This is a genomic window from Campylobacter peloridis LMG 23910 (assembly GCF_000816785.1).
GTDB classification, from domain to species: Bacteria; Campylobacterota; Campylobacteria; order Campylobacterales; family Campylobacteraceae; genus Campylobacter_D; species Campylobacter_D peloridis.
Genome location: NZ_CP007766.1, coordinates 885808 through 911460 on the forward strand (window position 1 = coordinate 885808; position 25653 = coordinate 911460).

17 protein-coding genes and 1 tRNA gene are annotated in these 25653 nt (G+C 27.4%); 2 read left to right on the top strand and 16 right to left on the bottom strand.

All coding sequences use genetic code 11. The features are described from left to right. From CPEL_RS04415 to CPEL_RS04460, 10 genes are all read right to left on the bottom strand, one after another. Complete coding sequence (locus tag CPEL_RS04415; protein ID WP_044598786.1) at positions 1-225, bottom strand: hypothetical protein; 225 nt, start codon at positions 223-225, stop codon at positions 1-3. Next, on the bottom strand, positions 218-1180 hold the full coding sequence (gene lpxD / locus CPEL_RS04420; protein ID WP_044598787.1) for a UDP-3-O-(3-hydroxymyristoyl)glucosamine N-acyltransferase: 963 nt from the start codon (positions 1178-1180) through the stop codon (positions 218-220). Before lpxD ends, CPEL_RS04415 begins: the two co-directional genes overlap by 8 nt. Continuing rightward, positions 1177-1644, bottom strand: coding sequence for an acetolactate synthase small subunit (ilvN, locus tag CPEL_RS04425; protein WP_044598788.1), 468 nt, complete (start codon positions 1642-1644; stop codon positions 1177-1179). The genes lpxD and ilvN overlap by 4 nt, the downstream gene beginning before the upstream one ends. Next, positions 1641-3350 carry an acetolactate synthase III, valine-sensitive, catalytic subunit gene (locus tag CPEL_RS04430; protein ID WP_044598789.1) on the bottom strand — a complete coding sequence of 570 codons (1710 nt, stop codon included), beginning with the start codon at positions 3348-3350 and terminating at the stop codon, positions 1641-1643. The genes ilvN and CPEL_RS04430 overlap by 4 nt, the downstream gene beginning before the upstream one ends. 76 nt (positions 3351-3426) lie before the next feature. Then, the gene (locus tag CPEL_RS04435; protein ID WP_044598790.1) at positions 3427-3978 is read right to left on the bottom strand and encodes a 2-oxoglutarate:acceptor oxidoreductase, gamma subunit; all 552 of its coding nucleotides are present in this window, start codon (positions 3976-3978) and stop codon (positions 3427-3429) included. Beyond that, positions 3975-4820, bottom strand: a complete 846-nt coding sequence (locus CPEL_RS04440; RefSeq protein WP_044598791.1) for a 2-oxoglutarate ferredoxin oxidoreductase subunit beta — start codon at positions 4818-4820, stop codon at positions 3975-3977. Before CPEL_RS04440 ends, CPEL_RS04435 begins: the two co-directional genes overlap by 4 nt. Beyond that, positions 4821-5945, bottom strand: a complete 1125-nt coding sequence (locus tag CPEL_RS04445) for a 2-oxoglutarate synthase subunit alpha (protein WP_044598792.1) — start codon at positions 5943-5945, stop codon at positions 4821-4823. 8 nt (positions 5946-5953) lie between these two features. Further along, positions 5954-6280, bottom strand: coding sequence for a 4Fe-4S binding protein (locus CPEL_RS04450; protein ID WP_375154884.1), 327 nt, complete (start codon positions 6278-6280; stop codon positions 5954-5956). Positions 6281-6442: 162 nt separating this feature from the next. Further along, positions 6443-7339, bottom strand: a complete 897-nt coding sequence (locus CPEL_RS04455; RefSeq protein WP_044598794.1) for a malate dehydrogenase — start codon at positions 7337-7339, stop codon at positions 6443-6445. A 16-nt stretch (positions 7340-7355) separates the two neighbouring features. Continuing rightward, positions 7356-9869: a YhdP family protein gene (locus CPEL_RS04460; RefSeq protein ID WP_044598795.1), complete on the bottom strand. Its 2514-nt coding sequence runs from the start codon at positions 9867-9869 to the stop codon at positions 7356-7358. A gap of 37 nt (positions 9870-9906) precedes the next feature. Between CPEL_RS04460 and mltG the strand changes: the two genes are divergently transcribed. Further along, entirely contained in the window at positions 9907-10797 is an 891-nt protein-coding gene (mltG, locus tag CPEL_RS04465; protein WP_044599531.1) for an endolytic transglycosylase MltG, read from the top strand. Here the strand turns inward: mltG and CPEL_RS04470 are convergent, their stop codons facing one another. Next, entirely contained in the window at positions 10798-13335 is a 2538-nt protein-coding gene (locus CPEL_RS04470) for a DNA translocase FtsK (protein WP_414437352.1), read from the bottom strand. A 318-nt stretch (positions 13336-13653) separates the two neighbouring features. Continuing rightward, entirely contained in the window at positions 13654-15861 is a 2208-nt protein-coding gene (flgL, locus tag CPEL_RS04475) for a flagellar hook-associated protein FlgL (RefSeq protein WP_044599532.1), read from the bottom strand. A 158-nt stretch (positions 15862-16019) separates the two neighbouring features. Between flgL and CPEL_RS04480 the strand changes: the two genes are divergently transcribed. Further along, positions 16020-16106 (top strand) — tRNA-Leu (locus tag CPEL_RS04480). Positions 16107-16211: 105 nt separating this feature from the next. Here the strand turns inward: CPEL_RS04480 and CPEL_RS04485 are convergent. From CPEL_RS04485 to CPEL_RS09520, 4 genes are read right to left on the bottom strand one after another with little or no spacing between them, the layout of a single operon-like run. Then, the gene (locus tag CPEL_RS04485; RefSeq protein WP_044598797.1) at positions 16212-17033 is read right to left on the bottom strand and encodes a hypothetical protein; all 822 of its coding nucleotides are present in this window, start codon (positions 17031-17033) and stop codon (positions 16212-16214) included. A 53-nt stretch (positions 17034-17086) separates the two neighbouring features. After that, positions 17087-18373, bottom strand: coding sequence for a hypothetical protein (locus CPEL_RS04490; protein ID WP_044598798.1), 1287 nt, complete (start codon positions 18371-18373; stop codon positions 17087-17089). Between the two features lie 10 nt (positions 18374-18383). Beyond that, positions 18384-21866, bottom strand: a complete 3483-nt coding sequence (locus CPEL_RS04495) for a hypothetical protein (protein WP_044598799.1) — start codon at positions 21864-21866, stop codon at positions 18384-18386. Beyond that, positions 21863-25651 (bottom strand): lipase family protein, encoded by a 3789-nt coding sequence (locus CPEL_RS09520; protein WP_232088154.1) that lies wholly within the window; start codon positions 25649-25651, stop codon positions 21863-21865. The genes CPEL_RS04495 and CPEL_RS09520 overlap by 4 nt, the downstream gene beginning before the upstream one ends. Between the last annotated feature and the right edge of the window lie 2 nt (positions 25652-25653).

Consider the following 25653-nt stretch of genomic DNA (forward strand, 5'->3'; position numbering starts at 1 on the left):
CTAGGCTTTATTTTTTTCTATCTCTTGAAGAGCTAAAATAAGATCTTTTAAATTTTCATACGGAATATGTATTTTCCAATCAACCCCATTTTCTTTTTTTAAAGCAATACCTATACTTAAAATATCTCCACTACCTATACCATAAGGATTAGAAAGATTGCAAAGACTTATTTCTCCACTTTTGCTACCATGTAATTCTATAGTTTTTAGTATTTTTTTACTCATGTTTATCCCTAAAAGCTGTAATGATTTTTGCTTGGAATTTTAACCAATCTTTTTGAAGCATTATAGGAAATCCACCATACACCCTAGCACCTTCTAAATTTTTAGTAACTCCACCTCTTGCGGCTATTGTAGCAAAATCTCCAATTTCTAAATGTCCGCTAGTAGCACTTTGTCCACCCATAATAACATTTTTACCTAAAATACTTGAACCTGAAATACCACTTTGTGCTACTATGAGGCAATTTTCACCTATTTGGCAATTATGCCCTACTTGGACAAGATTATCTATTTTAGTTCCTTGTTTTATAATAGTACTTTCAAAAACAGCTCTATCTATAGTTGAACATGCTCCTACTTCAACAAAATCTTCTAAAATTACATTACCATTATGATAAATTTTATAATGCTCTCCATTTTTAGTATGCGCATAGCCAAAACCATCACTTCCAATAACACAATTGGCAAGTAAATGGCATTTTTTTCCTATTTTTGTATCATTATAAATTACTACATTAGGATGAATAATGCTATATTCTCCAATGCTTACATTATCCCCTATATAAGCTCCTGCCATTATAATTACATGATCTGCTATTTCTACATTGTCTCCTATATAAACATTTGGCATGATTTTTGCACTTTTGGCTATTTTATTTTTCTTAATTTTATTTTCGCAAAATATTTTTTTTGCATAAAGCTTACTTAAAAGCGCAAAAGATAGCTGAGGATTTTCAACAACTAGTTTTATAGTATCTTTAGAAACTAAATTCTCAAATTCTTTAGAAACTAAAATAGCACCAGCTCCACTAGTTGGTATTTTTTTTGAATTTTTTTCACCATCGCAGTAACTAAGCTCTGTAAAAGTTGCATTATCTAAAGAATTTAATGCTGTAATATTTATATCTTCTCCACAATATTTTATGCCTAAAAAGTCAGCTATTTCACTAATTTTCATTTTACCTCCATTAAAATAGAACCACTTCTAACAACGCTAATTGGATTATATTTTTTCATAGTCTTTAAAAAATTATCAATTTTACAAGATTCATCAGTTGCCATCGCTATGATAGTTTCATTATCGCTGTAAGTTATACTTCCATTATATGCTTTTAAAATAGCATCTAATCCTGCAAAATTTTCATTTAAAGCAATTTTAACTAAAGCAGTTTCTTTTTCAATAAAATCACTAGAATCAATTACTTTATAAGTTGGTATAAGCTTATGAAGCTGTTTGATAATTTGCTCAAAAACTCTTTCATCTCCTAAAGTTACAATGTTTATCCTTGAGAATTCTTTATCATCAAGTGGTGCAACTGTGAGGGATTCTATATTATAACCCCTACCTGAAAAAAGTCCAACTACACGCGATAAAACACCATGTTCGTTTAATACAATGACAGAAATTACTCTTCTTTTCATTTTTTATCCTTGTTTTTAAAACTAGGTAAAATCATATTATAAATTGCTCCACCTGCAGGAACCATAGGTAAAACATCTTCGTAACGATCTATAGCCACATTTATAACACAGGTTTTATCTGATTTTAAAGCTTTTAAGAACACATCTTTAAATTCTTCTTTACTAAAAACATTAAAACCTTCACAATGAAAACCCTTTGCGATATTAATAAAATCAGGTTGATCACTTAAATCTGTATTTGAAAATCTTTCTTTATAAAACATACTTTGCCATTGTCTTACCATGCCTAAAAAAGAATTATTTAAAATGATATTAATCACCTTAATACCATAGACACTTGCTGTCATTAATTCTTGGATATTCATCAAAAAAGAACCATCACCTACAAAATTTACAACCACTTCCTCACCCACAGCAAGTTTAGCACCAAGTGCAGCAGGTAAAGAATACCCCATAGTTCCTTGACCACCACTAGTTGCAAGCTGTCTTGCATAATTAAATGGGTAAAATTGTGCTACCCACATTTGATGTTGTCCTACATCTGTAATAATTCTTGCATCAGGAGCTAATTTTGCACACTCTTGTATAACCCATTGAGGTTTTAAAACTTCATCACTATCTTCGTAAATCAAAGGATATAATTGCTTATAATGCTGTAAAGTTTTAAACCATTCTTGATATTTTTTAGTATCAATTACTTCTTTTTTTAATTCTTCAAGTATATCTAATACAACATTTTTAATATCTCCAACTATAGGAAAATGCGCTTCGATAATTTTAGAAATAGAACTTGGATCAATATCTATATGCACAATCTTGGCATGTTTTGCAAATTCACTTGTTTTTCCAGTGATTCTATCATCAAATCTAGCACCAACAGCAATCAATAAATCGCATTCGCTTAATGCTATATTTGCACAATAACTCCCATGCATACCAGCCATTTTCAAATTAAGCTCATCATCACTTCTTAGAGTTCCTAAAGCCATTAAAGTTTCAACAGCTGGAATTTGAGTTGTTTTTATTAGTTGTCTTATTTCATCACTTGCATTTGATGCTATACAACCTCCACCAAGATAAAACAAAGGTTTGTTAGCTTCTTTTATCAAACTAACTAATTTTTTAATTTGTTTAATATTTCCTTTATATACTGGTTTATAGGTTTTCATGGTAAGTTCTTTAGGATAGTGCCATTTTCCAAATGCTGCTGTAACATCTTTAGGTATATCTATGTGCACAGGCCCTTTTCTACCTGTTGTAGCAATATAAAAGGCTTCTTTTAAAATTTTAGGTAATTCTTGAATATTTTTAACAAGATAATTATGTTTTACACAAGGTCTTGAAATTCCTATAGCGTCGATTTCTTGAAATGCATCTGTTCCAATTAATGAATTTGCCACTTGAGCTGAAATTAAAACCAAAGGAATAGAATCACTATAAGCTGTAGCTAAACCTGTAATAGCATTAGTAAATCCAGGACCACTTGTAACTACAGCAACGCCTACTTCCCCACTCATCCTAGCATACGCATCAGCACTATGTAAGGCTGCTTGCTCATGTCTAACTAAAACATGTTTAAAATAATTTTGCTTAAAAATTTCATCATAAATATTTAAAGCTGCACCACCAGGATAACCAAAAACTACCTTAACTTTTTCCTCTTTTAATGCTTCGCAAATCATCTGCGAGCCATTTAGCTCTTTCATTTTATACCTTTAATTAAAAGTGGAGAGTATTATAACGATAATTTAATAAAATTTATATTGCAATTTCTTGATATTTTCAAGAAATTGCTTTTTGAGCGTATTCTATGCCTAAATCAAAAGCTTTAGCATTTGCATCTTTGGTTTTTGCAGGCACCATATCAAGCATAGTTTGCTTAAGAGCTTGTATGTCTATACATTTACTCATATAAGCAGCAATGGCCAAAGCTACAACTGATTGGGTTGCAACATTACCCACTTCATCTTTGGCTATAGATATAATAGGAATTTCATAAATTTTCCAATCCTCATAATCACTTTTGCTTGGATGAACTAAATTTGGCTCTATAACTATAATACCACCTTTTGCAACACCATCTTTAAAACTCTTATAACCCTTATCAGCAGTTGAGAGCATAAAACTAACCTCACCTTCTACTGCATAAGGAAAGAAAATTTCATTTTCATCAATAATTATATCAACCTTAGTAGGCCCGCCTCTTACTTGAGAAGTATAAGTTGATGCCTTAAAAGCATTGCGTCCTTCTTTGATAGCAGCTTTTGCTAGTATTTCACCAGCAGTAATTACCCCTTGACCGCCTTCACCACAAAATCTTAATTGGTATTTCATTTTAGCGCTCCTAAATCAACCATTCTTTTTTCTTTCAAAGCCCTTCTAACCTCTTCATAAGCTTGGCAGTACTCTGCTTTACTCTCATCTTGGTGTAAAATTCCTGTAGGAAATTTATCCACTCTTTGCTCATAATCTAATTGTTCAAATTTAGCCTTTTCAACACAACGAGATTTAATCCACTCAAGCATACTCACAGCTTCTCCCATTTTGTTTTTTCTACCTAAATTTATATGGCAATTTGAAAATACATCAACAAAGCTGTATCCTTTATGTGCTAAGGCTTTATAAATGATATTTTCAAGCTTGTTTGATTCTATAACATTGGTTCTTGCCACAAAAGAAGCACCTGCAGCCTTTGTTAGCTCGCATGCATCAAAATTAGGATCTATATTACCCGCTTGAGCAGTAACGGTGTAAAAACCTTGTGGAGTAGTTGGTGAAGTTTGAGAATTGGTAAGTCCATAAATAAAATTATTTATTAAAATATGTGTTAAATCTATATTTCTTCTACATCCGTGAATTGTGTGATTTCCACCTATTGCTAAAGTATCTCCATCACCGCTTACTACTATAACATGTTTTTTTGGATTTGCAAGCTTTATACCAGTTGCATAAGCTATAGCCCTGCCATGAGTTGTATGAACTGTGTTGCAATTTACATAAGAACTCATTCTACCGCTACAACCTATACCAGAAACTAAACAAACATCATCCATATTCCAACCAATTTTTTGTATAGCTCTAATAATAGCTTTTAAAACAACGCCATCTCCACATCCCCAACACCACTGCGTTGGAAGTTTATCTACTCTTAAATATTCATCATAATCAAAAGCCATTTATATATTCTCCTTTACTTTAGCAATAATCTCACTTGGAGTGATAGGGCGTCCATTTGCACGGTGCAAACTGATAAAATCATCTCTTTTGCTAACTCTTTGAATTTCTTCTAAATATTGCCCCATATTAAGCTCACTTACCATAACCTTTTCAAATTTAGACACAACTTGAGCTATTTTTTTCTCAGCTACTGGATATAAAGTTATAGGCCTAAAAAGCCCTACTTTTATACCTTCTTCTCTAAGTCTTAAAATCGCTTCTTTTGCAGATCTTGCAACACTTCCATAAGCTATAATTAAAAAATCAGCATCATCAAGCATAAATTCTTCCCAAGTGCATATATCATCTACATTGTTTTTTATTTTTCCTATAAGTCTTTTTATATTTTTATCTACTATTGCACCATCTTCTGTTGGAAAGCCTATATCTCCATGGTGAAGCCCTGTGATATGATAACGATAGCCTTCAAAGAAAGGATTAAGCGTTGCAGCTTCATTTTCCCCTGCTGCATAAGGCTTGTAATCTTTTTTATCACCGGTAAATTTTTTACGATTTATAATGTTTAAGTCTTTAATTTCTGGTAAAAAAGCCTTACCATTCATATGCCCTATAGTTTCATCTAAAAGCAAAAACACAGGAGTCATATATTTTTCAGCTAAATTAAAAGCTCTAATAGTCTCACTATAAGCCTCTTCTAAAGAAGCTGGCGCTAAAGCTATACTAGCATAATCTCCATGAGTAGGAGCTTTTGCTTGAAACAAATCACCTTGAGCAACCCTAGTTGGAAGTCCCGTTGAAGGCCCGCCTCTCATAACATTTACTATAACAAGAGGAATTTCAGCTATAAATGCAAGCCCTATTTGTTCAGCCTTTAAAGAAATTCCAGGCCCACTACTTGCTGTCATAGCTTTAACCCCACTCATAGCTGCACCTATTGCCACACTAATTCCTGAAATTTCATCTTCCATTTGTATAAAAGTTCCATCATTTTTTGGCAATAAATGGCTTAATTCATGTGCTATTTCAGAACTTGGAGTTATAGGATAACCACCAAAAAATTTACAGCCACAATCAATTGCTGCTTTTGCTACTAAAACATTACCTGTTGATATAACTTCTCTCATTATTTTTCCTAAGCATTTAGTTTTTTATATTTATTATCTTTTACAGCTTGTGCTCTTTCTTTAGCTTCTGGGGTGAGTTTAGCAAATTTAAACTCATCTCTTTTTGCTACAAAAATAGCAAAATCAGGACAATGCACCTCACATTCACTACAACCTATACAAGAATCAGGATGCACCACTTCTATCATTTGCCCCAAAACCGCACTAACTTCATCTCTCATAGCTAAAACCCCTGCAGGACAATAGCTAACACAAATATTACATGCCTTACACCTACTCTCATCTACCCAAACTGGAGTATCTTTTGGAGTAATCATTGAAAATTTCCTTTCCATAAAAATTACAATATTTAATGATTTTTTATTAAAAAAATTATTTAAAACAAACTTTTTATTATAGCGAATTTATATACTGATAAAATAATATTTAAAAGATAAAGCAAAAGTGATGATATTTTATAACGCAAAGTAACATTAGGAGTATAAAACTCCTAAAAATTATTTATACGCATACTGGATAAGAGATTTTTCCAAAGCTAAATTTTCTTCTTCATCTAATTTTAGTTCTAAAATTTCAAGTATTCCATCAAGACTAATTTTAGCCATTACACCAAAAGCTTTTTTATTTATGCCATATTCTCCATTTAAAACTATACACATAGGTAAAAACTCACCAGTTCTTAAAGCCTCAATCATTCTAACACATGCACTAGCAGGAGCCAAATAAGCCGAAGTTTTTAAATGCTTAATCACTTTAGCTCCACCCGTTTTAACCTCTTGTTCGATTTGCTTAATATCCTCTTGATTTAAAACTTCATTTAAAAATTTATTTTTAACCTTGGTTTGAGACTTAATTAAAACCATGCTATCATTATGAAAACCTATAAGTTTGCTATCTATGCATGATATGTTTAAATTTAATTTTTTTGCAATTTCATATTTATATCTTGCATTATCTAATACTCCTGCCATTGCAATAATTTTCTTAGCCGAAAACAACTTGCTTTCATATAAAGCATTTAACATAAAATCCACTGGGTTACTAACAATAAAAAATAAAGGATCTTCGTTAAATTCTTTTATTTTTTTAGCACAATCTAGCATTATTTTGGAATTAATTTCAAACAATTCATCTCTACTTTGGCCTTCTTTTCTAGCAATTCCAGCACTAAAAATTACTAATTGTGAATTTTTGGAGAATTCATAATTGCTTGTGCATGTTAATTTTATATCAAAATTAAAAGCTCCAATGCTTTGGTTTAACTCCAACTCTCTTGCTAAAAGCAAATCTTCATTAATATCAATTAATACTAACTCATCTACTAATTCTCTTAAAATTAAAGCATAAGCTATACTTAAACCTACATTTCCAGCTCCAATGATAGTTATTTTCATTTTCTCTCCTTTTTTGCTATTTAATCAAATTAGCAGGTAATTCAAAAATATTTTTTATCAAATGATAAGGGAGTTGCAAGCTTTGTGCGATTAATTGAGTTTTAAATTCAGGATTGTCAATTGTTCCACTTAATTTAATTTGTGTGCTAATTTGTCTATCTTTTCCTAATATAATCTGATTAATAATAGGAACCTTAGAAATCACAGAAGTAGCTGATTTTAAGGTTCTAAGTTCTAACAATCCATCAACTTTACTACTACGCAAATTTATCTTAACTTGCCCTAAAACATCAGCACTATCTCCATTGAAATTTAAAGCATCTATTTCAAAAAGATCTTTTTTTCTATTAAAGCTAACTCCTGCATTTTCAACACTAAATCCTTTTTCATTAAAAGTTGGTGCTTTAAAAAGCAATAAACTAGGTATAGTATCAATAAAGCTTAAAAGTTGTTGATGAAATTTCAAGTCTTTTAAATAAGTATTTTTAAATAAAAATTTACCTTTAAAAAAATCCGTGCTATTGCCATCTATATAAAGATTAAACTCACCTTTATCAAAAATATTTTCTCTCATAAAGGTATTTAAAAAATCATCATCCATTTTTAGAGCTTGAAGGCTAAATTTATCTTTACTCAATAATAAATTAAATTTCGATTCGCTTCTATTTGCACTAGCTTGTATAAAATCTTTTTTTAGCTTTGCATTTAATTTATCAAAATCTAAAGTTTTATTATAATCTTTCAAAATAATATCTACATTTTGGGCAAAAATATTATAATTAGTATCCATAAGATCATCTAAAGTATTTTCTGTATCTTTTTGCGAAAGAAGTAAATTTACATTGTTTAATGTGATATTTGTATCATGATTTTGCTTTTGAACAAAAAGAAAATTACTTTGAGTAGTTAAATTAAAATCGCCATTTCTAATTTTTATATTAAAATTATCATACTCATATGGATTATTATCTTTATGAAGCAAAAAAGAATCAAAAGTTGTATTGTTTAAATCTATATTAAAATCTTGAAAATTTATGGTGTTTAATGTTAATTCCCCATCGTGTATTTTGTTTTTTTGCATTATTTTAGAATATTCTTTTAATTTTATAAGTCTTGCTATATGAATATATAATCCTTGATCTAAAACCATAGTTGTGAGGAATTCTTTATTATAAATACTTGTGTTTTTATCAAAATTCAATTCTAAATCCAAAAATTTATCTTGGAGATTTAAACTATCTTGTGGCAATATAATTTGCTTAATATAGGTTTTAAAATTTCCTTGTTTTTGTTTTAAATCAATACTAGCATTAAAATCACCATTTATTAATTGACTCATTATGCTTGCATTTTTTATCTCAACCTTGTCTTTTTTTAGTTCTACATTTGCTTGATTAATTTTAAAATCACTGATGTTAATATTTGAATTTACAATATCAAACATACCTTTATAAGTAATTTTTTCAGGGTGATCAAATGGAATTTTTAAAATCAAGTCAGTTTTAGTAACTCCATTATTTTGCAAAAAAGGTAAAGTTATATCATATAGTTTTAAAATTTTATTTACCCTATAATCTAATCTTGCATTATTACTTTTAATATGGATAAAAATCCTAGCCTTATGATTTAGCATATCATCTATATAAATTTTACTTTGCTTAAGATCATAATTATTAAAATATAATTTATCATAGTCAAAATCAAGCCTTTGTTTGCTAAAACTAAGTCTTACATGGGGACTAAGGATAGGATCTATACCATTATCAAGTGTAATTTTTAGATTATTTACATAACCAAAAGCTTTTATATCGTCTAAATAATATCTATGTTTTCCAAAATCAGCAAAACCATTTAACTTCTCTATAAAATAAAAATCAGCTTTTACTTTACCACCTACCCAAAGTTCTAAATCACTTGGCAAGTGAATGTTGTTTTCTTTTAAAACTGCAAAAATTTTACTTATATTATTTGTTTGTATATTATCTAATTCATATGCTATTTCTTCTCTTTTTAAAGAAAACTTAACATTACTTTTTAAAAATTCACTATCTACTTTTCCTTTAAAATTATAAAATTTAGTCTTAGGATTAATTGCTAAAGAACCTATAATGCTAAGATTATAATCTTTTAAAAGAAAATTATTAATATTTGCTTGTATATTTTTATCGCTAATTTTTAAGTCTATTTTTACAAGAAGATTTTTACTATTAACAAAAAACAAATTATTTTTATAAACTAATTCCACAGGATAATTATTAACAAAAATTTCTTCTATATTTATTTCTTGAAAAAACCAATAAATATATTTAACATCTTTTATAAGTTGCAAAGCCTTACTTGCACTAGTTTCATTTTTGGTGTTTTGATTTTGAGAATTAAGAATAACTTTTTTAGCATTTAAAATAAGTTTTTTATCTAATTTAATATATAATTTCTCCAAATGAATAGAAGAAAATTCTAATTTTTCTATATAAATCCCATTTTTAAGGTAAATAAACAAAGCAATGAAAAGTATTATAGGTAATATCAAAAATTTAAGAATCTTTTTAATATGTTGTGATTTTATTTTGATTTTTCTCTTGTCCATTTTTTACTATCTACTTTTACCTATAAAAACAAACTCTGTGGTTTTTATTCCACAAGGTTCTGTTGGTAAAATTATAACGCAATTAGATAAAAATAACTATAAAATGAGTAATATTGACAAATACACATTATATTTTTTAGGTCACCCACAATCTGGCTGGATAAATATAGGCACAAAAGAACTAAATAGAGCTGAATTTTTACACAAACTTACTATAGCCAAAGCAGCACTTGAAACTATTACTTTAATTCCTGGAGAAACTACTGCAATTTTCTTTGAAGAATTGGCAGAAAAGTTAAATTTAAATTCCAAAATACTAATGCAAGAATTTTATAAACAAAGCCCCTTTAAAGAAGGAATGCTTTTTCCAGAAACTTATAAAATTCCAAAAGGTATTACAGAAGAGCTTTTAGTAAAATACCTTTTAGCTTTTTCTGCAAATGAATTTAAAAAACTTTCTTACAAAATTTTTAGAGAATATAATGAAAAAAAATGGCACGAGTATATCATCATAGCTTCTATTATACAAAAAGAAGCAGCGAACAATGAAGAAATGCCTATAGTTTCTTCTGTTATTCGTAATCGTCTAAAAAAGGGAATGAAGCTTCAAATGGATGGGACACTAAATTATGGCAAATACTCTCACGAAAAAATCACTCCACAAAGAATAAGATCAGACAATAGCTCTTACAATACTTATAAATTTAATGGTATACCAAAAGAAGCTGTTTGTAATGTCTCTTTTGAAGCAATTAAAGCAGCTATTTTTCCTGCTAAAACAGAGTATTTGTATTTTGTAAGAGATAAAAAAACAAACAAACATATTTTTACTTCTACTCTTCAAGAGCATAATAAAGCAATGAGAAATTAACTATAAAATTTCTCTTTGTCCTTTTGCATCAGGTTCGCTTAAAACGCCAGTTTGTGAAAGTTGTTCTATGATATTTGCCGCACGATTATAGCCTATCTTAAGGCGTCTTTGCAAATACGAAATACTAGTTTTTCTATCTTCTAAAATCACAGCTTTAGCTTCTTCATAAAGTTCATCTAAATCCCCATCATCAAATTCACTTCTTTTAAAAGCACCTTCTTGATTATCATCTTTTAAAAAACTCTCATCATATTCTACTACTTGTTGAGCTTTTAAAAATTCTACTATATTTTCTATTTCATTTTCACTTGCAAAAGGCGCATGCAAACGCACTAAACCACTCATACCAGGAGGAGTAAATAAACAATCGCCCCTTCCTAGCAAACTCTCAGCTCCCATAGCATCTAAAATTACTTTAGAATCAACTTTTTGCCCTACTTTATAAGAAATTCTACTTGGTAAATTCGCCTTTACAACCCCAGTTACAACATCTACTGATGGGCGTTGTGTAGCTACGATTAAGTGAATTCCACTTGCTCTTGCCATTTGTGCTAAACGACCTATATAAAATTCTACATCCTTACCTGCACTCATCATTAAATCTGCTAATTCATCTATGATTACCACAATAAATGGTAAGATTTCTCCACCTTGTTCTTTGATTTTTTCATTATAATTTTCTATGTTTTTAGTTTTTGCTTCAGCCATCAAGCGATATCTGCGTTCCATTTCAGCTACCATGTTTGATAAAGCATTAACTGCTTTTTTAGGATCAGTAATTACTGGTGTAAGCAAATGTGGTATTTCATTATAAATGCTAAATTCAAGCATTTTAGGATCTATCATCATAAGTCTTAATGTTTTTGGAGAATTTCTATAAAGCAAAGATAAAAGCATAGAATTTATACCCACACTTTTTCCACTTCCTGTTGTTCCTGCGATTAAAAGATGAGGAAGTTTTTTAAGATCTGTTATAAAAGGATCACCTACTATATCTTTACCCAAGGCTATGGTTAAAGGTGAACTTGAATTTTTAAATATTTCACTTTCTAAAATTTCTCTTAAATAAATAGTTTCAATTTTTTCATTTGGAACTTCTATACCTACTACATCTTTTCCTGGAATTGGAGCTTGAATTCTTATAGTTTGGGCTTTTAAAGCCATAGCTAAATCATCTTGTAAGGATAAAATTTTACTAACCTTTACATCAGCAGCTGGACGAAATTCAAATGTAGTTACAACAGGGCCTGTGTAAGTTCTTACAACATCTCCGCCTATTTTAAATCGTCTTAATTTTTCGAGTAAATCATAAATTTTTCTATCAATTTCTTCTTCATTGATTTCGCTTTTGCCTTCTTTTGGCATAGTTAAAAAATCCAAAGGTGGTAAAGTAAAATCATTTGGTTTTTCAAAATTTCCAAAATCAAGCTCCTTTAATAAAGCTTTATTTTCACTCACTTCATCACTAATTAGATGATTTTTATTTTCAACTATATCCACGATATTTTCTTGCTCTTTATTTTCAATCTCTTCTACAACAAAAACTTCATCATAAGTTTTTTTAATTCTAAGTTCTTCAATGCTTTTTGGTTTAATAAAATCATCCTCATTGAAATCTAGTTCTTTTACTTCATTTTGCGGAATAAAATCCTCATCTTTTAATTCCTTTGTATCCGCCCCTAAAAAGTTGGTTTTGTTTTGAATTTTTTTAAATTCTGCTTCTTTTTGTGCCTCTATAGCGTTTAATTCTTCTATCTTTTTAAAATCTTCATTTAATTCTTCTAGTATTTTTTCTTTTTGTAAAGCTTTATATTCTTCTAATAATTTTGCCTTTTGCAACATTTTCTGTCTTTGTTTTATTTCTTTTGCAAAAAAAGAATCCTCATTAATTTCTTTTTCTTCATTTACATCTATATTGCGTCTTTTATAACTTGGTTCGTCTAAATTTTTACTAATTAAACTTTGAGTATACACATCTTCACTTTTGTTTTTGTATTTTGCTAAATACTCTTCAGGGGTCATTTGCGTTTCCTTCACATTTGTTTTACTTGCTTTTTGAGCAAAATTTGCTATAGGTTTTGAAAGTTCATGTATATAGCTTGAACTCATTTTTTTATCTTCATCGCTAATAACAACTTCATCTAATGTTTGATTTTTTAATTTTTCAAGATCAAATTTTTCATTTTTATCCTGATTTTCTTCTTGAGTCGTTTTTATTTTGATATCTTCAAACTCTTCTTTTTTTTCTTTAATTAGTAATTCTTGTTTTAATTGCTCTTGTTCTTGTTTGGTTTCATTTTCATATTTATCTCCACCAAAAAATCCAAAAATTTTATTTTTAATTAAAGTCTCAAGTTTTAAATAAAAGTCAAAATCAATCTCTATTTTAAAAATATCTTTAATAATTTGCGGAAAACTTATAGTAAATGCGAACGCAAAAAGTAAAATAATTAAAACACTGCAACCAATTTTTCCAAAAAGGCCATCAAGTATAATAAACATTGCCGAGGCTATATAGCCTTTATCTTGCAAAAACATCGCACTAAAAATAAGCAATGCTATAACACAAGAGCTAATAGCAACTACATATCTTCTTTCTATAATTTCAAATTTATAATCATTTTTATATAAAAGATAATTAAACCAAAAAAACACAAAAGGGTAAAATTTACTTAAAGAGCCAAATAAAAAATAACTAAGTTTTGCTAAAAAATACCCTATAACACTTACTAATGTTTGTTCAGGTATTAAAACACTCAGACAAAAATAAAAAATAAAAATATTTAAAATTACAAAAATAGCCTCTTTTTTTATAACGCATCCTTTATAAAGAAAAAAGGCTATTATATCAAAAAATTATAAGTAGTTTAACAAACTAATTTGAGAAATTTTAGAAGTCGCAGAAAGCATAGCTTGATACGAAACCATTGTTTGCATAAACTGCATATATGTTTGCCCATAATCAGCATCTGTTACTCCGCTTTTTATAGTAGCGACATTAACATTTAAAAAAGTCATTCTTTTATTTGTTTCTTCTATAGAATTTGTATATGAACCTATAGTTGTTTGTGTTTTTCTAACATGATCTTGTAAATGATCAAGTCTTTCTAATGCACCTTGCAAACCTGTATTTCTAGGATCGCTTCCTTCAGAATCTGCTCTCATATTGCCATTTAAAACAGCATCTATCATTTCATCTAAATCTTTAATCAAATCAACATTGGGATCATCTATAGTTAAAGAATTATTTGCACTAAAAGTAAAGCCTGAACCTTGCGTTACTCCTCCACCGGTAGTTGGAAAATTAGTATTTGAATTAGAGTCTTTTATACTCACTCCGATATTTGTATTGGTAGAAAATTTATCAGTGATACTAATGCGACCTTTATAGTCCATATTTACTTCTACAGAATCTTTTGAATTTGCAACCAATCTTTGATATTCTTTAAAATTAGCTACATTAGCAGGAGTGAGGGTATTTGCAGGTATATTATCAGAAGCAATCATACCTATAATATCATTTAATTGTCTATAAGTAATATCCTCAGGATTAGTAACAATAGCATTGTTTGGATTATTAGGATCTACATTCATGATTGGAATTTGTATTAAAGTTCCATCTGGCTTTGTAAAACTAACTAAAGAATTTTCTAAATTTACTGTTACATCGTATCTTTGTCCGCTTTTAGAAGTAATATTCATCTGAAGTTGCTGACCAGCCATACTTCCATTTGAATTTGCTATTACTTCGCTTAATTTTGTGCTATCATTAGCATATTGACTTGTTCCTTTTATAATCTGAGAAACATTACCATATACTGTGTTTCCATCTTTTTCAAAAGGAACATCAAATTCCTTACCATTGGTTTTATTGCCATTAATATTGCTTTTAATAAAATCTGTTTGATGAATATTTATTTCAAAGTCTTGACCATTAACTTGAATTGTTACAGGACTTGTTACATTGTTTATATTTCCATTATGAGCTGCTTGCATAATGCGATCTGTTAGTTGATCCATACTTATACCCTCAGCATCAGCAGCTTCTTTTAAGGCATTAATTTGCCCTTTATCTTGAACTTGTGGTGTCATAGCAACAGCGTGAAAATCTAAAGAACTATTACCTTCTTTTAAATTTTTAATCTCAATTTGTCCACTATCATTCATTTTAACTTCGACAACTTTATTTGTATCTGTATTGCCATAAAGTTTTCCAATATTTTCTAAAACATCACCTATTTTATCTTCAGGTCCTATATTAATCGTTGCTTTAAAACTTGTTCCATCAGGTTTTACACCTTGTATATACATAGAACTTTTTGGAAAAGGTAATTTACTATCTGCATAATCAAAATCTTTATCTGGATCAAGTCCACCACCTTGAACATAATTTTGTCCTATCAAATATGAAAATTTTGATTCTTCATCTAAAAATTTTTTTTGATCAGGATTTTTTATAACATCATACCTATTATCAATCATAGAAACATTTGTGGATATAAGCTTATTGATATTAGAATCTGGTTTAAAAAATAAATCCCATCCAGGTATATTATAAGGGATTTGAGTTCCAGAACCACTTACTACAAAAATATTGTCTTTATTTCCATTATAATTACCATATTTATCAAAAGGTTTTGTAGCTGTATTTGAACCTGCAAAAAGATATTGTCCGTTAATACTAGTATTTGCTATGTTTACTATGGATTCTTTAATTAATTTAAGCTCTTTAGCAATAGCCTCTCTTGATGTTTGAGAATTACCATCACTTGCTGCCTTTGTTAGAAGTGTTTTAAATTTTTCCAAAAGCTCTGTGATGTTTTTTAAAGCTGTATCTGTATTTTTAGCCATTTCTTGTGCAGCTTGTGTTCCTTCTATGATTTGATTTATATTTGCCATTTCATATTCTAATCTTGAACCATTTATATAAGTATTAGCGTGTTCAAATGAATGTTGAATGAGTTGCCCTGTTTGTAATTGCAAATTATACTTATTTAGTAAAGATTGCCCATCAGTATAATTTTGTATAGAAGTATAAAAAGTATATTGATTACTAATTCTCATTGTTTGCTCCACAAATAAATTTTCAAATTTTACAAGCAAAAAAAGTTCCAAATTTTAATGATATTTAAATTTTTTATATAAAATATTTTATATTGTTTTAATTTTTTTTTAGTATAATCTCAAATCCTAGAATTTATTTTTTTTAAACTCCAAAAAAAGCCCGAGTGGTGAAACTGGTAGACGCGCCAGACTCAAAATCTGGTAAGGGCAACCTTGTGTCGGTTCGAGTCCGACCTCGGGCACCATTTGTTTTTTACTCCCAAGTGTTTTTTTGGTAAATTATATTCAAAATATTAAAAAAGAGTTTTTATTTTCATTAACAAACCACACCTGCTAAATCTACCATTTACCTACTTCAACCTCACATTCATAATCATATTAGATAAAAAGATACTATCTTTATCAAAGCTTTTTAAGTTATATTCTAGTTTTAAGTATCTTTTTTGTATATCTTGCATTAAAGTTGAAAGATTGTATAAACTTAAACTTTCTAATATATTTATAAGTTCTATCTTACTTAAAGTATTAAAATCATTTAACAAGCTAAGATAATTACTTATAATAGAAGAAGAATTGATATTATGAAATATAATTTTATTTTTTATATCTTCTTTAATAAAAAATTGATTATTTTTTATATAAAAATAATCTTTAAGATGATGATTACTTAATATTTGATTGTAAAAACTTAAAAGGCTTTCTTTACTATTTAAGTCTATAAAATTTAAAAATATATTTTCTTTTAATAATGCTTCTTGTAATTGTTTTAAGTTTTTAAAAGCTTGATTTATACTAGAAGTATTTTTTAAAGCATAAATGATATTATCATCTTTAGAAATTTTTCTATTTATATTATATTGCAATAAAGGATTTTTATAAAGTGTATCACTATTGATTAAGATATTGATATGAAAAGATTCTTTTATATCAATATGTTTTTTAATATGTAAAAATTCTAAAATATTTAAAAAAGCATTAGGTATGTAAAATTGATCTAAACTAAGTTGTAAAAAATGATTCATATTATGCATAGAAAAAATATCATTATCTTTAATCAAATCATCTTTATTTAGATTAAATAACATAACTCCACCAAAACCCAATAAGCTTAAATTTTTTAAATTCTCTAAAGCTTTTCTTTTTTCTAAATCAATTTGAAGTATTTTTTGCATTGTTTATCCTTTTATTTTAATTTTACTTTAAATATTTTTTTGTTTTGATTAAATTACTCTTTTATATTATGTTCTTTAGCATAAGCTAGTATTTTAGCTCGAAGTTCTTGCGGGAAATTATATCTATATATGGCAGGAATTCTTGGATCAAGGAGTCTATCAAGCTTATGTCTTTTATAATACCATTCTAGGTTTTCAGGGGTAAAATAATAAGGTGCATTAGGATAGCCTTGAGGTGGAGTTAGGGCTGCTAGTTTGGCATGTAGTATTAAAGTATCATTAAAAAGTTGTGCTCTTTCTTCGCTCCAATCATTAGGTGTATCAGTTTCATAACCTTGCCTCATACCCTTTCTATATCCAACCCTATAACGATCAAATTCTCTTCTGCTTTCATAAGTAGAATCTACATCCCTTGGATCTTTTATCTTACCCTCAACTATATCACTTCTTAAGGCTTTGTATATACTTCCAAATTGATCATTAGCCAATCTATATTTATTTAAATCAATTACCCAATCTACTCCCATAATCTCATCTATAAAAGGAAGCATACCAAATTCATCAGGTTTTAAAGTCTTAGCTAAGGTTTTAATCTCTTGTTCTCTTAAAGGATTTTTATGCACTCCCACTAAACCACTTCCTACAGCAATATCAGCATAACCATAAATAGCACCTAATAAATTAGGTTTATCTAATATACTACTTCCTCCACTTAATTGTATATAAAGTATAGTAGCTTGGATAAATCTTGCATTAAAACCATTTTGAGACATATCATTAGCTAGATATTTATAATCACCTAATATTCCTGCTGCCATACCCCATTCATTATGAAATAAACTTGATCTTAGATTATGTTTATTATCATCTACTATTCTATATAATTTTTCATATTTAGGATCTACATTTCCTTTTTCATCTACAGCCCCTATAGCTTCATAAGGTATATCTATAACAACACTTCTTATACCACTTCTTATAACTAAATACTTATATCTTTCTTTTTTAGTTTTTAAAGATTTATAATAAGCTTTTTCTGCTTTAGTCCAAGGAGCTATGCTTCCTTTAATAGGATCTTTTAAATAAATACTTTGCCAATCTTTAAACTCAAGTAAAGTAGAACTTTGCCCTGTGTAAAGATTAGGATCTAAATATCTTGGTTTATAGTCTTTGTAGGGAGAGTTTTGTTTGATATTGTGTGCTTCAAACAAAGCTTTAGAATATTCTTGGGTGTATTTGCCTACCTTAGCTCCCCCATCATATAATAAAATTTTATTCGTTTTTTTTTCTACATCTAATATAACACCATTAGGCATATAAATTTCATAAGTTTCACTCATTTTTATCCTTTCATCCTATATATAAACCATCTTCCATGATTATAGTAGTGGCTAATCTCCCTATAAACTTATTAGAATAATCTTGTATTTTACCAATATCATCACTTTCATCATCATCATTTTCATTTTTTCTTTCATCTTTTATCTTTTCATCCCCTATCCCCTTATACATCACTTCTAAATTATGTTGTCCTATAGCTTCTAAATTTTCCATCAATCTTCTTGCTTTTTGCCTATCTTCTATGAACTTACCCTTTTCATCTTGAGTAGTGCTATAAATACCATTTGCATATTCATATAAAATTTGTATAGCATCATTATAAGCTAAGATAGGGTGTTGTTTTATCACTGGGTGTTGTGTTTTATACTCTTCTTTTCTTTGAAAATGCTCTAGCTTATATATATTACAATTTCTAAGTTCTATATTGTTTTTTTCAAAAAATTCCTTATCATTTAAGATGTATTTGCCCTCATTAATTTTATCTTCCTTAAAAGCACTTCTTTTTTCATCTAAAATAATATAAGATAAAAGTCTTTTTAAGGCAAATTCCCTAGCTTTGCTTGAAGTTGTAGCACAAGCAATACTAGGATAATAATTAAGCCCACCTGTGCATAATAAAGAACCAAAAATAAACTCAGATAAATCAAAACTCATAAATCTAGAATTTATCAATAAAGGATAGGTTAAGTATTCTTCTTTTTTTACAGCTAAAGGAAAATCATAATTGTAAGTAAATTTTTCATACATTAGTTTTTCATATAAAATTTTTAACCTTTCATAATTTGTAGGCAAAAGTGTATCGATAAAAGATCCTGCTAAATTTTTTAACACATCTACACTTAAATTTTTACTTACTTTAATAGAAAAATCAATAGCTAATTGTTTTTTTACTTTTGATATCAAATGAATTTGCTTAGCTTTATCCAATCTTGAAAAACTCTTTGACTTTTTCAACTCGCTTGCATATTCTAATTGATTAAAATAATAATAATTTGTTCCTATTTGATATAAAAAAAGCTTATTGAGTGGCTTTTTACTTTTTGGATTAATTTTTATAAAATGCCCTTTAGGATTAAGTGCATAAAATATCCCTAGTTCTTTAAAAAAATGTGCTTTAAAACTAGAAAATAATTTATTGCCATAATGCTTTTTATCAAAGCTTGAATTTATAAAAAATAAAATCATTTTTTTAAAAAAATCAGGCTGGCTCATAAAAAATTCTGCAAAAGGAAAAAGTTGCTTAATGATATTAAAAAAAGTGATATCTATGGATAATTTTGCAAGTTCATTATCAAGCATAATTTCTTGAATACTTTTATCTAAATCTTTTTTCAAAGGAAGAGTTTTATCTGTTTGTGTATTTTCTTTAAATTCAATTTCCTCATCAAAGCTTTCGTTTAAGGTTTTTAAAAAATTCACATAAGTTTGATCTTCTTCTTCAAAATCATTTTCAAACATAGCTTTAGCTAATTCATCTAAATAGATAACTTCATCTTCTTTTTTATTTTTATTTAATTCTTTAGATAAAAAGATGTAAATTTTTTTATCATTATCATAAAAATAAATATCATCAGGGATAAATGAAATATACTCATTAAAATAATTTGGTATTTTAATCTTTTGATAATTAAGTGTAATTTCTTTATCACCATAATCTAAATTTGGAATTACAATATTTTTAACACCAAGAGAATATTCTTGTGTAGAAGCTAAGTCTTTTTGTAAAACATACAAAGTTAAAGTCAATAAAACAACCGTTAAAGGTGAGTATTTCTTAAAATCTACATTTTCATATGTTTTGGATATTGATGGATCTAACTCAAGAAAAAATTGCATTTGATCATAATAAGAATTGATATTATCTAAATAATTATTAAAAAGCCCGATATATTCTTTTACTTTTTCTTTTTCTTTTTCGCTAATTTCTTCCAGTTCTTTGGGTAATTTAAAAAAGCTATCAATATAAGCAAAATCTTGCTCAACTGATTGTTTTGTACTCTCTAATAAATCAAACAATAACCGAGAATATGTTTGATTATAAAAATTAAAATACCTTTTATATTTTTGATAAATCTGTCCATCAAGTTTCACAAAAGGACAAAGTTGCAATACAAAATCATCTTCCTTTTTAACATCTCTTTCTATAAAATAAGAACCATAATCTCTTTTACTAGGAAATTGCTCTTTTAATCCAAGTTTTTCATTTTTTGTAAGAGCTTTTGGGCGATTTTTTATTATTGCTCCTAATTTTTTTTGATACAAATCTTCACAAAGTGCTGCATTGTTAAGCTGTGGTGGATTGGTAATAAACAAATAATTTTTACCCATTTTGGTTGTATTGATTTGATCAGTATTTTTTTTATCTAGTATCATTTCTACTAGTATAGAAGAATTTAAATCAGGATATTCTGCATAAAAGAAATGATTAAGTTCAGAGATATTTGAATTGATTGCTTTTTTTAATGTTGTATCAAAATTTTTTAAACTAGAATTAATTAAAAGCGTATTATCTAACTTTTCATTTTTAATTTTTGGATTATTTTCTAAAAAATGATCAAAAATACCTTGAAATTCTTCATCTAAAATAACTTTATAAAAACTATTTTTATAAAGACTAATAGAAGGTGCATTAGAATAAGATGAAAAATCTAATAATACTTTATCATCTATAATCAATACATCAGATAAAATTTCTTCATTGCACAAAGCGATAATAGGATAAAGCTTACTAGTAATAAGCTCTAAAAGTGGATAAGCAAAATCATAATAATATTTTTGTTCCTTATACTCTTGATAGTCAGAAGAAGAATTATAAACTTCAAATAATGTATTTACAACAAAAACATAAGGATTTTTTTTAACTAAAGAGATAGGTTTTTTAAGATTGGTTACAGAATCTAATATATTGATAAAAAATTTTGCTATAGCTCTAATAATTTGCTTATATTCATCATCATTAGATTGAGTGATATTTTTTAAAAGTGTATTAAAAAGTGTATCTAGGGTAAGTTGTATCTTTGGTTTAATCTCTTGCTCAAAATAATCAGATTCTTTGATATTTTTTAATAATGCATTTAATTCTTTTTGAATTCCTTTTAAAAAATTTTCAATATTTTTTTCATTGCTCTCATCAATAATTTTATTGAGTGTTTTATTTTTGTTTTGATTGATTACATCATTTAAAAAATTTAAATTATTAAAGATAATTTTTTTAATACTAGATAAATTTTTATCAGAACTAAATTTTTGTTCTTTTGTGATTTCATCTTTATTAGCTTGATTTAAATGTATGATTTTAAAAGTTTTTTTCTTGTTACTTTTAAATTTATATTCAATAGTATGTAGTGTCTTATACAAAGAATTCTTAGCTTCTTTATATCCATCAAAATCACCACATATAAAAATAATTTTATTAGCATTTTCGGTAAGATTTTTTAACTCAATTTCCAAATTATGATTTGATGTAATTAAGGTGAAATCTTTTATTTTCATATTTTAATCCCATTCACTACTACAAATTTACAAACATAAAGCTCTTGTTTTCTATCTTCATCTTCTAAGATCTCATCTAGTCCATTTGCGATTTGAAATTTTAAATTTTGCATTTTAGCAGGAGCTAAAAAACTAAAATGATATTCGTTTAATTCTTTATTATCTTCTAGGGAATTTTTGATGATTTTATCATACTCATGTAGCTGTGTAAAATACCCTGCTCCTAAATCTTTATATTCAAATTCTTTATAAGCACTTTTATAAACTTTAGCAATATTTTTTGGGATAATAAAATAAAGTTTGATTAAATTAGTATCAAAACTAAAATTTAATTCTTTAAATTCATAATCTTTACTAAAGTCTTGTTTGAATTGATTAAGAATATTAACATCTTCTATATCTTTTAAATCTTTTTGATCTATATTTAATTCACTTAAAGCTTTATTTTGTTCTTTTTTTTCATTATTAATTAAAAGGTTATAGATAGGTAGGTTATCTTTTTGAAATCTATCACTTTTATAATGAAGTCTTATTATAGACTCTTTTAGCTTTGTTTGGTTTTTGTTTTGTTTGGCTAAACCATCCTTAGGATTAAAACTATGATCAAATTTAAACTTAGTAGGTACAAAGCTTACTTTTAAAGGAAAGCCTTTATCTGTGACACAAGCTAAGATGAGTTCTTGTAAGATTACATATTCATTATTAACTTTCTTTTGAGATAAAGAGCCTTTAACATCTACTACCTTAGTACAAGGATAGCTTACTTTTCCTATAGTATTAGGACAACCACTTATGCTAGAATTAAGTAAATCACTTTCTAGCATAATAGGCACACCACCATCTTTAAAAGTTTTTCCTTTGTTTGATTGAAGTATGACTTTACCTCCATGGATACATTCTAGGTTTTGATTTTCTAAAAGGGCATGAAGTTTAGCTATAGCTTGTTTTTTATTTATTTGTATGGTTTTTTGTTCTTTTAGGGTATTTGAAATTAAGTCTTTATACTCTAAGCTTTGCTTGCTTAAACATTCTAATTTGATATTTAAAGAATTTTCTATAATAGAATAATTAAGCAAGCAAAGTTCATCATTTTTATAAAAGATGCTAAGTTTTCCTTTGCCACTATCTTCATCTTTAGGAGAAAAATAATAACTAGGTGTATCTTGTTTTATAGCATTATCTTGATCTAATTCTCCAAAGTAAAAAGGATTATTAGGAAGTTCACTTGAGCCTGTAAGGAGGGTAGAGTTTAAAAAGATTTTTGTATCTAAACTTTCAAAATCTATTTGATATTTTTCTTCTATGTCCTTTATATCCAAAACACTTCTATCTTTTGCAAAAATATCACAATGATTATCATAAATATGGATTAAATTTGACATAGAGATGAAAGAAGTATTGTTAGAATTATCTTGCAAATCTTGTAAATTTACTTTATCTAAGAATATGATTTTTATATTATTTGTCTTTAATACTATGGTATTGGTATTTTTATCATAAAATTGCTCTATGTTAAATACTTCGTTTAAAATTAAATTAACATCATTTTCCTTAGTATTAAAGCTTTGGTTATTTAGATTATCTTGTAAGGAAATTTCTTTATCTAAATAGGCTTGGATATCTTTTATTTTTTCATTTCTTTTTTCTTTTAAAGTATTGATAGATTTATAAAGCCTTTTTCTAGCATCAAGATAGGTATTATTAAGGTTTTCTTTATCTAGGATGAAGATCTTTGTGAAAGTAGAATTATAGCCTAGATTGTTTATAGCGGTAGCTTGGGTGAAATAAGTATTTTTATCTTCTCTTAATACTATTAAATTTATACATACATAAAGGCAATAAAAATAACCCAATTTATTATCTAAATCATTTAAAATTAAATCTTGGATTTCATTTAAATCTATATATTTATAATAAGCCTTGTTTTCTTTTAAAAATTCTATCACAGAATACAAATTAAAATATGTTATATCTTTTTGATTAATTTGTTGTATTATTGCATTTAATATAATTTTCTCTTGTGTTTTTTTATGAGAATAGAGTCTATTTTGATAAAAAATTATTTCTGAAAAATACTCTTTAAATTTCTGATTAAAAATTTGTTGTTCTCTTTCATATTTTACTTTATAAAGTTCATACCATTTTAACTCCTCATCATATTTAGCTTTTTTTATTTTATATTCCTCCAAAGCTTGCAATTGCGTAGATGAGAAACCTTGAATATTTGCTGCAAATAAAGGTTTTTTGGGTTCTTTTGGTAAATAATGAATTTGCAAATATTCCAAAGAATTTGAAAAATCATTAGATAGTTTAGGAATGCTAAAATATGACAAAATACGATCATCATAACGAGTTCTTGCGGTAGCCAAAACATTATTATGGTATTTGATAAAAGTCCATAGCTCTTCATCCTTATTTATATTATACTCTAAAAGGTTATCAATTTCTTTATTTTTCATAAGATTTAAAATATAATTTAATTCTATGATAGTAGGCTCTAAAAAATGAGAATCCCAAAATCGATCCCCTAAATTAACAATATAATGCTTCCCGTCTATATCTACTCCTAAATCTTGTATCACCCCTTTTGTATTAGAAGCATCGGAATCAGTATCTGTTTCAATATGATAAGTATTATCACTTGTAGCTAAAATATTTTTGATATTAAGATTAGCAAGGAGCTGATTAACACAATTTATAAATACTTCATCAACTTCAAAAATATCATAAAAATAATTCGTTGATTTACTATAAATTATATTTGTTTTTATAAAGATATAATGTTCTTTTAAGTTTGTTTTATTGTGAAAGTATGATTTTATATTTTGAAATAAATTAGAATCATATCCTATTAAGTTTATTTCTATACTTTTTTGATATTTATAAGATCTTATTTGATAAAACAATGCTTGCTCTTTATTATCAGAATTGATAATTTTTCCATCTATTCTGTAAATTTGATTTAAATTTAAAGCTTTTAGTTCTTTTGCACCAGGCGAATTGAAAGTGTAGATTTCTTTAACATTAGCACTAGAATTAACACTCGCTAATGAAAGAGTAAGTAGTTGTGCCAAAGCTCCGCCTAAAGAATGACCTACAATTACCAAACCTTTGTCTTTTATAATATTTGGAAATTCTTTAACACACTCAGAATAAAATTTAATCATATCAAGATATTGATTATAGGGAACTTTGCCTAAAGCTAAATCAACATCAGCATCCAAAATATCTACACTAAAATTACTTGTAGGCTCTGTTCCTCGTATGACTATAATCTTTTGATTATTATCTTTAGTATCTTCAAACAAAGTAGCACTAAAGCCACTTGTAGTGTTGGGCTGATGTTTTAAAAGTTTAAATCTATTTACAAAATCAATAGTTCTTTTACTCAGTGCATCATTTAACCCTACCCTGCTAATATCATTATCCAATGTTATTTCTTTACTATCAAAACAAGTATTTATAAGAGAAATACAATATTTAGGTTCTATTTTAACTATTTTATTTTGTTCAAAACGAGCTTGTATAGCACAAGCATAAGCTGTGTTTGTATTTTTAGGTTTTACAATATTTTCCCTTTTACTATTTTTCATAACAATATCTTGCTTTAATTTATCACCAAAAGTAAGTTTATCTGCTTTATAAATATTATTCTTTTCATCTTGCTCTATATTTTCCCAAACATATTGCAACATAGCATAGCTAGCATCTGCACAATTAGCATAGTCTAAAAATTTAGTGATTAAGTCTAATTTAGCTTCTTGTGTTTTAATGTTTTTGCTCATTT

Coding starts and splice junctions, on each gene's coding strand:
- CPEL_RS04415 (WP_044598786.1), bottom strand. CDS start 225: ATGAGTAAAAAAATACTAAAAACTATAGAATTACATGGTAGCAAAAGT.
- lpxD (WP_044598787.1), bottom strand. CDS start 1,180: ATGAAAATTAGTGAAATAGCTGACTTTTTAGGCATAAAATATTGTGGA.
- ilvN (WP_044598788.1), bottom strand. CDS start 1,644: ATGAAAAGAAGAGTAATTTCTGTCATTGTATTAAACGAACATGGTGTT.
- CPEL_RS04430 (WP_044598789.1), bottom strand. CDS start 3,350: ATGAAAGAGCTAAATGGCTCGCAGATGATTTGCGAAGCATTAAAAGAG.
- CPEL_RS04435 (WP_044598790.1), bottom strand. CDS start 3,978: ATGAAATACCAATTAAGATTTTGTGGTGAAGGCGGTCAAGGGGTAATT.
- CPEL_RS04440 (WP_044598791.1), bottom strand. CDS start 4,820: ATGGCTTTTGATTATGATGAATATTTAAGAGTAGATAAACTTCCAACG.
- CPEL_RS04445 (WP_044598792.1), bottom strand. CDS start 5,945: ATGAGAGAAGTTATATCAACAGGTAATGTTTTAGTAGCAAAAGCAGCA.
- CPEL_RS04450 (WP_375154884.1), bottom strand. CDS start 6,280: ATGGAAAGGAAATTTTCAATGATTACTCCAAAAGATACTCCAGTTTGG.
- CPEL_RS04455 (WP_044598794.1), bottom strand. CDS start 7,339: ATGAAAATAACTATCATTGGAGCTGGAAATGTAGGTTTAAGTATAGCT.
- CPEL_RS04470 (WP_414437352.1), bottom strand. CDS start 13,335: ATGTTTTTGCAAGATAAAGGCTATATAGCCTCGGCAATGTTTATTATA.
- flgL (WP_044599532.1), bottom strand. CDS start 15,861: ATGAGAATTAGTAATCAATATACTTTTTATACTTCTATACAAAATTAT.
- CPEL_RS04485 (WP_044598797.1), bottom strand. CDS start 17,033: ATGCAAAAAATACTTCAAATTGATTTAGAAAAAAGAAAAGCTTTAGAG.
- CPEL_RS04490 (WP_044598798.1), bottom strand. CDS start 18,373: ATGAGTGAAACTTATGAAATTTATATGCCTAATGGTGTTATATTAGAT.
- CPEL_RS04495 (WP_044598799.1), bottom strand. CDS start 21,866: ATGAAAATAAAAGATTTCACCTTAATTACATCAAATCATAATTTGGAA.
- CPEL_RS09520 (WP_232088154.1), bottom strand. CDS start 25,651: ATGAGCAAAAACATTAAAACACAAGAAGCTAAATTAGACTTAATCACT.